At 64.9% G+C, this 5330-nt stretch carries 4 protein-coding genes and 1 pseudogene; all 5 read left to right on the top strand.

What is annotated here, in order from left to right; all coding sequences use genetic code 11:
* The coding region (virB10, locus tag ABYB95_RS16290; RefSeq protein ID WP_372659608.1) for a type IV secretion system protein VirB10 at positions 1-721 on the top strand (721 nt) is incomplete at its 5' end.
* 5 nt (positions 722-726) lie between these two features.
* The gene (virB11, locus tag ABYB95_RS16285) at positions 727-1869 is read left to right on the top strand and encodes a P-type DNA transfer ATPase VirB11 (protein ID WP_372659607.1); all 1143 of its coding nucleotides are present in this window, start codon (positions 727-729) and stop codon (positions 1867-1869) included.
* On the top strand, positions 1866-3917 hold the full coding sequence (locus ABYB95_RS16280) for a type IV secretory system conjugative DNA transfer family protein (protein ID WP_008904115.1): 2052 nt from the start codon (positions 1866-1868) through the stop codon (positions 3915-3917). Before virB11 ends, ABYB95_RS16280 begins: the two co-directional genes overlap by 4 nt.
* Positions 3914-4561, top strand: coding sequence for an OmpA family protein (locus ABYB95_RS16275; RefSeq protein ID WP_008904114.1), 648 nt, complete (start codon positions 3914-3916; stop codon positions 4559-4561). The genes ABYB95_RS16280 and ABYB95_RS16275 overlap by 4 nt, the downstream gene beginning before the upstream one ends.
* Before the next feature lie 39 nt (positions 4562-4600).
* Positions 4601-5330 (top strand): annotated as a pseudogene (locus ABYB95_RS16270) (hypothetical protein); the annotation flags it as partial.

Genomic DNA, 5330 nt, shown 5'->3' with positions numbered 1-5330 from the left:
GGCCGACCTCGGCGCCCTCGGCTCGATGGCAGGTGCCTCATCGGGCGCGGGTCTGCCTGCGTCTTCTGCGGGCCTGTTCGGCGGTCAACTGCAAGGCTCCGCCACACCCAAGGTCGCGGCCAGCACACTGGGCGACCGCAGCCTCACGCTGCCCAAGGGCACGGCCTTCACCTGCGCCCTCAAAACCAGGGTGATCAGTGCCACCTCAGGCCTGGTGGGCTGCCAGGTTCAGCGCAACGTGTACGGCGACAACGGGCGCGTGCTGCTGATCGAACGCGGCTCGCACCTGGACGGCGAGTACCGCATCTCGTCGGTCCGCCCCGGCATGGTCCGCATACCGGTGTTATGGACCCGGGTGCGAACACCCCATGGCGTGACGGTGGACATTGAGTCGCCCGGCACCGGCCAACTCGGCGAGTCCGGCATTGATGGTTACGTGGACAACCGCTGGGGTGAACGCATCGGCGCCGCCATGCTGCTCTCGCTGATCGACGATTCGGTCAAGCTGCTGATCCAGAACCAGACGCAAGACCAGCAGGCCGACACCATCGTCCTGCCATCCACCACCGACAACACCAGCAAGCTGGCCGAGAAGGTGCTGGACAGCACCATCAACATCCCGCCCCTGCTGTACCAGAACCAGGGCGGCATCGTCGGCATCTACGTCGCCCGCGACGTGGACTTTTCCTCGGTCTACGAACTCCAGCCGCGGGAAAGGTGAAAGCGATGAACACCCTGCCCGGCATTGAAGAAGACCCGCTCGACGGCTGGTGCGGCGACGCGACCTCGGTGGTGGAGTTCCTGCGCCCGCTGCGCGAAGAGCTGGACGCCCCAGGCGTGCTGGAGGTCTGCGTGAACCGCCCCGGCGAGCTGCAGGTGGAAACCGTGAACGGTTGGCAAGCGGTCAACGCACCGGCCATGACCCAGGAGCGTTGCCTGTCTCTGGCCACGGCGCTGGCCACCTACTGCGACCAGCAGATCAACCAGGAACGCCCGCTGCTGTCGGCCACTCTGCCCACTGGCGAGCGCATCCAGTTCGCCATACCACCCGCAGTGCCACGCGGCACCGTGTCCATCACCATCCGCAAGCCGTCGAACGTGGTGCTCCGGCTGAGTGACTTCGAGCAAGACGGCTTGTTCGGCCGCGTAGGCGAAAAGGTCGCCGCACCGAATCCGGAGCACAACGACGGCCTGCAGCCCTTTGAGCGCGAACTGCTGGCCTTGAAGGCCGCTGACCGTTACGCCGACTTCATGCGCCTGGCCGTGCGCCACCACCGCACCATCGTGGTCAGCGGCAAAACCGGCTCGGGCAAGACCACGTTCATGAAAGGCCTGGTCGAAGAGGTGCCGAAACACGAGCGCCTGATCACCATCCAGGACACCGCCGAACTCACCTTGCCCAACCACCCCAACGTGGTTCACCTTTTCTACAGCAAGGACGCCCAGGGCACGGCGCGGGTCACCGCCAAGTCTTTGCTCGAAGCCTGCCTGCGCATGAAGCCAGACCGCATCTTCCTGGCCGAGTTGCGCGGTGAAGAGTGTTTCTCGTTCATCCGGCTGGCCGCCTCGGGCCACCCGGGCAGCATCACCAGTGTGCACGCCGGCAGCTGCGATCTGGCGCTGGAACAGATGTCGCTGATGATCCGCGAAAGTGGCGCGGGTGGCGGCCTGCGCATGGACGAGATCAAAGGTCTGCTGCGCATCGTGATCGATGTCATCGTGCAGTTCGACCGTGACGAACGGGGCCGATTCATTGCCGATGTGGCCTACGAACCCCGCCGCAGGTACCACGCCGCCAGCCAAAACCCGCTGCGCGCCAGCACCCCGCAAGAGCCCAGCGCTGTAGCGAGCGAGGGGGCGCGATCATGAGCCAGGCATTGACCTTGCCCTTCACCGCCTGGTCCGTGGGCCGACGGGTTGCCGCTGGCACCTTTGCAGCGGTCGTGGCCACTGCCCTGCTCTGTGCGGCGGTCTATGTCTCGGGGGTGTTGTTTCTGCTGCTCAGCAAGGCCGACCCCAGGCAGGCCCGGTGGAGCAGCATCACCACCTACTGGCAGCTCTATTCCGGAGATGCTGTTTTGCGCCAGCGCCTGTTCACCGCCATGGCCCTGTCTGGCACTGGCTTGCTGGTCATCCTGCCCGGCGCTCTCATCGCAGCGGCCCGGCCACGCCGGGCCTTGCATGGCGACGCGCGTTTCGCCTCGGCTGGCGAAGTGGCCCGCGCTGGGCTTGTTGATTCGGCCCACCACCCTGACACCCCAAGCATCCTCATCGGACGATTCAAAGGCCGGTACCTCGCCCTGCCCGGCCAGCTGTCGGTGATGTTGTCGGCCCCCACCCGCAGCGGCAAAGGTGTGGGCGTGGTGATTCCCAACCTGCTCAACTGGCCCGACTCCGTGGTCGTGCTCGACATCAAGGGCGAAAACCACGCCATCACGGCGGGCTACCGCGCCGCCCATGGCCAGGCGGTCTACGCCTTCTCCCCGTTCGACGAACAGGCCCGCAGCCACCGCTGGAACCCGCTGACGGCGGTTCGCACCAGCCCGCTGCACCGGGTCGGCGATCTGCTGGGCATCGGCCAGGTCTTCTTCCCCAACGACGGCAGCGGCACCTCGTCCGAAACCTTCTTCAACGACCAGGCGCGCAACCTGTTTCTGGGCCTGGGCCTGTTGCTACTTGAAACCCCCGAGCTGCCCCGCACCGTGGGTGAGCTGTTACGCCAGTCTTCTGGCAAAGGCCAGCCGTTGAAAGACCACCTGGGCAGCCAGATCACCCAGCGCCGCGAGCAAGGCAATCCGCTCACCGACGAATGCGTCGATGCGCTGCAGCGCTTGCTGAGCAATTCCGAGAACACGCTGTCCAGCGTGGTCGCCACCTTCCACGCGCCGCTCACCATCTTTGCCGATGCGGTGGTCGATGCCGCCACCAGCGCCGACGACTTCCGGCTCGAAGACCTTCGGCGCCAGCGCATGTCGGTCTATGTGCGCATTCCGCCGCACCGCCTGGCCAATGCCCGCCCCTTGCTGAACCTGTTCTTCTCGCAACTGGTCAGCCTCAACACCCGCCAACTGCCCGAACAAGACCCAAGCCTGAGGTTTCAATGCCTGCTGGTCAACGACGAGTTCACCGCCATGGGCCGCGTGGGCGTCATCACCCACTCTGCCGCCTTCCTGGCTGGCTATAACCTGCGCCTACTCACCGTGGTGCAAGCCATGTCGCAGCTGGACGCGGTCTACGGAGACAAAGAAGCCCGCACCTTCGCCACCAACCACGGCCTGCAAATTCTGTATGCCCCACGCGAACAGCGCGACGCCGACGAGTACAGCGCCATGCTCGGCCATTTCACCGAGCGCGCCACCTCACGCGGGCGCAGCCGTTCTTTCAGCGGACACGGCCACAGCACCGTCAGCCGTAACGAAAGCGAGCAACGTCGCGCCCTGCTGCTGCCGCAGGAGTTCAAGGAATTGGGCCGCGAGCGGCTGGTGGTGATCTTCGAGAACTGCAAACCAATCCTCGGCGAAAAGATCCGTTACTTCCAGGACAAGGCCTTCACGTCGCGCCTGAAGCCTGCGCCAGCAGTGAAGTCGATGGACATGGACCTGCACCTCGCCAAAGTCCAACAGCGCTGGCGCTTAGCTGATGACGAACTTCCTCCGGGACAAACCAGCATGGACATCGGCGTTCTGAATCACGACGTCAAGCTGACCAAAGACCAGATGGAAGGTCCACCTGACAAGCTGGCGGAAACCTGCATCGGCTTCTTTGACGACAGGCTGGAAGCTGTCGGCGAAGGCGGGTTCATCGAGCCGGTCGAAGAGATCGATGAGGTCGAGTCCACCCCAAACACTACTTCCGCACCGTCCGCTACCAGCAACACAGAACCCATCCGACTCGAAACCCTGGAGGAACAGCCATGACCACCCACCTGACCTTGCGCTCTGCGCTGACCCTCTCAAGCCTTGCGCTGCTGGGCGCCTGCAGCTCACCGCCCAAGCCCCCCACCGTGGACGAATCTCAGAAGCGGCCCGCCAATGCGCTGATGGCCGTCGAGCTGCAGATGTGCAGGAACGATCTTCAGAACGCCCGCATCGAGGCCAATGAATCCAACCGCCTCGCAGAAACCACCACCGCCACACTGGCCCACATGGCCGCGCGCCAGCAGTTGATGGCGTCGATTCAGGAGAAAGCGCAAGCCAACAGCGTTCGCATCGTCCACTTCGGTTTCAACAGCACCCGGGTGTCGATACCCGCCGAGGAGGCATTGGCTCTGGTGGAAGAAGCCAAGACCGCACCACTCGTGGTGCTGAGGGGGCGCACCGACGGCACCAGCGACTCTTCCGCCGAAAGCCGTATTGCACAGGCCCGGGCCAACGCTATGCGTGACTACCTGATCGCTGCCGGCGTGCACGCCGCTCGCATCCGCACCACCCACCAACCCAGCGGCGACCACATGGCCGACAACGGCAACCCACGCGGCAGAAATCTCAACCGACGGGTCGAGATCGAGGTTTACCGGGTGCCACCGGTATCCCTACAGTCCTCGACCCCACCCCAACCCTGACACCCCGTCTGCTGGCCTTGACCAACGAAGGAGACCACCATGGATGAAAGACCTGCACCGGCCCGGCGTTTGGACCAACCCACGGCAGACACCAGCGCCACCTTGGGCGGCACAGTGGAACCCGTGGATCGCTCCGCCATCGCCATCCGGACCTTCCAGACACCCGAGCCAGAGCCGGGCGAGCGGTACGAACTGCGCGATCCGTTTGCCGAAATCACCTACCGCACCGACCGCTACCAGGACATGGTGGCCAAAGCCGACCAGCTCGGCGCCAACCGGTTTGTCGTCGTGGATGTGCGCGGGCAAAAGTCCTTCGTCCACAAGATCGACGGGCAATGGCGGCGGGACGAAGCCCGAGATGCCCAGCCCCCCGCGACCGCCACGCAAGCGAAACCGGCAAAGACCGATCCAGCACGCCAGACGGCAGAGTCGAATGTCATCCCCTTACCGGCCAAAGACAAAGGGGTGGAAACACCCGACGCATCCAACCCGCAAACAAGCGCCCGCATGGACGCGCAGGCCGAACGCGAAGCGCTCGTCTCCCGGCTGGAAGCTGCCTTGATGGACCGCTACATCATCAAGCGCACCCCGGTCACGCTGGGCGACGTCAGCCTCGGCCTGACCGAATACCGCTTCCGGGGCGACACCGCGCGCGTGGCCTTCACCGAATCCACCTTCCGACTGGCGACAGACACCAACAGCCCCTCGGTGGCTCGCTCCATGGTCGACGTGGCCGAAGCCCGCAACTGGCGGTCCCTGCGGGTCACGG

It is taken from the genome of Hydrogenophaga sp. (assembly GCF_041633695.1).
In the GTDB taxonomy this organism is placed as follows: domain Bacteria; phylum Pseudomonadota; class Gammaproteobacteria; order Burkholderiales; family Burkholderiaceae_C; genus Hydrogenophaga.
Note: the sequence above shows the minus strand (reverse complement) of the source record. Positions and strands in the feature narration are given on the sequence as shown.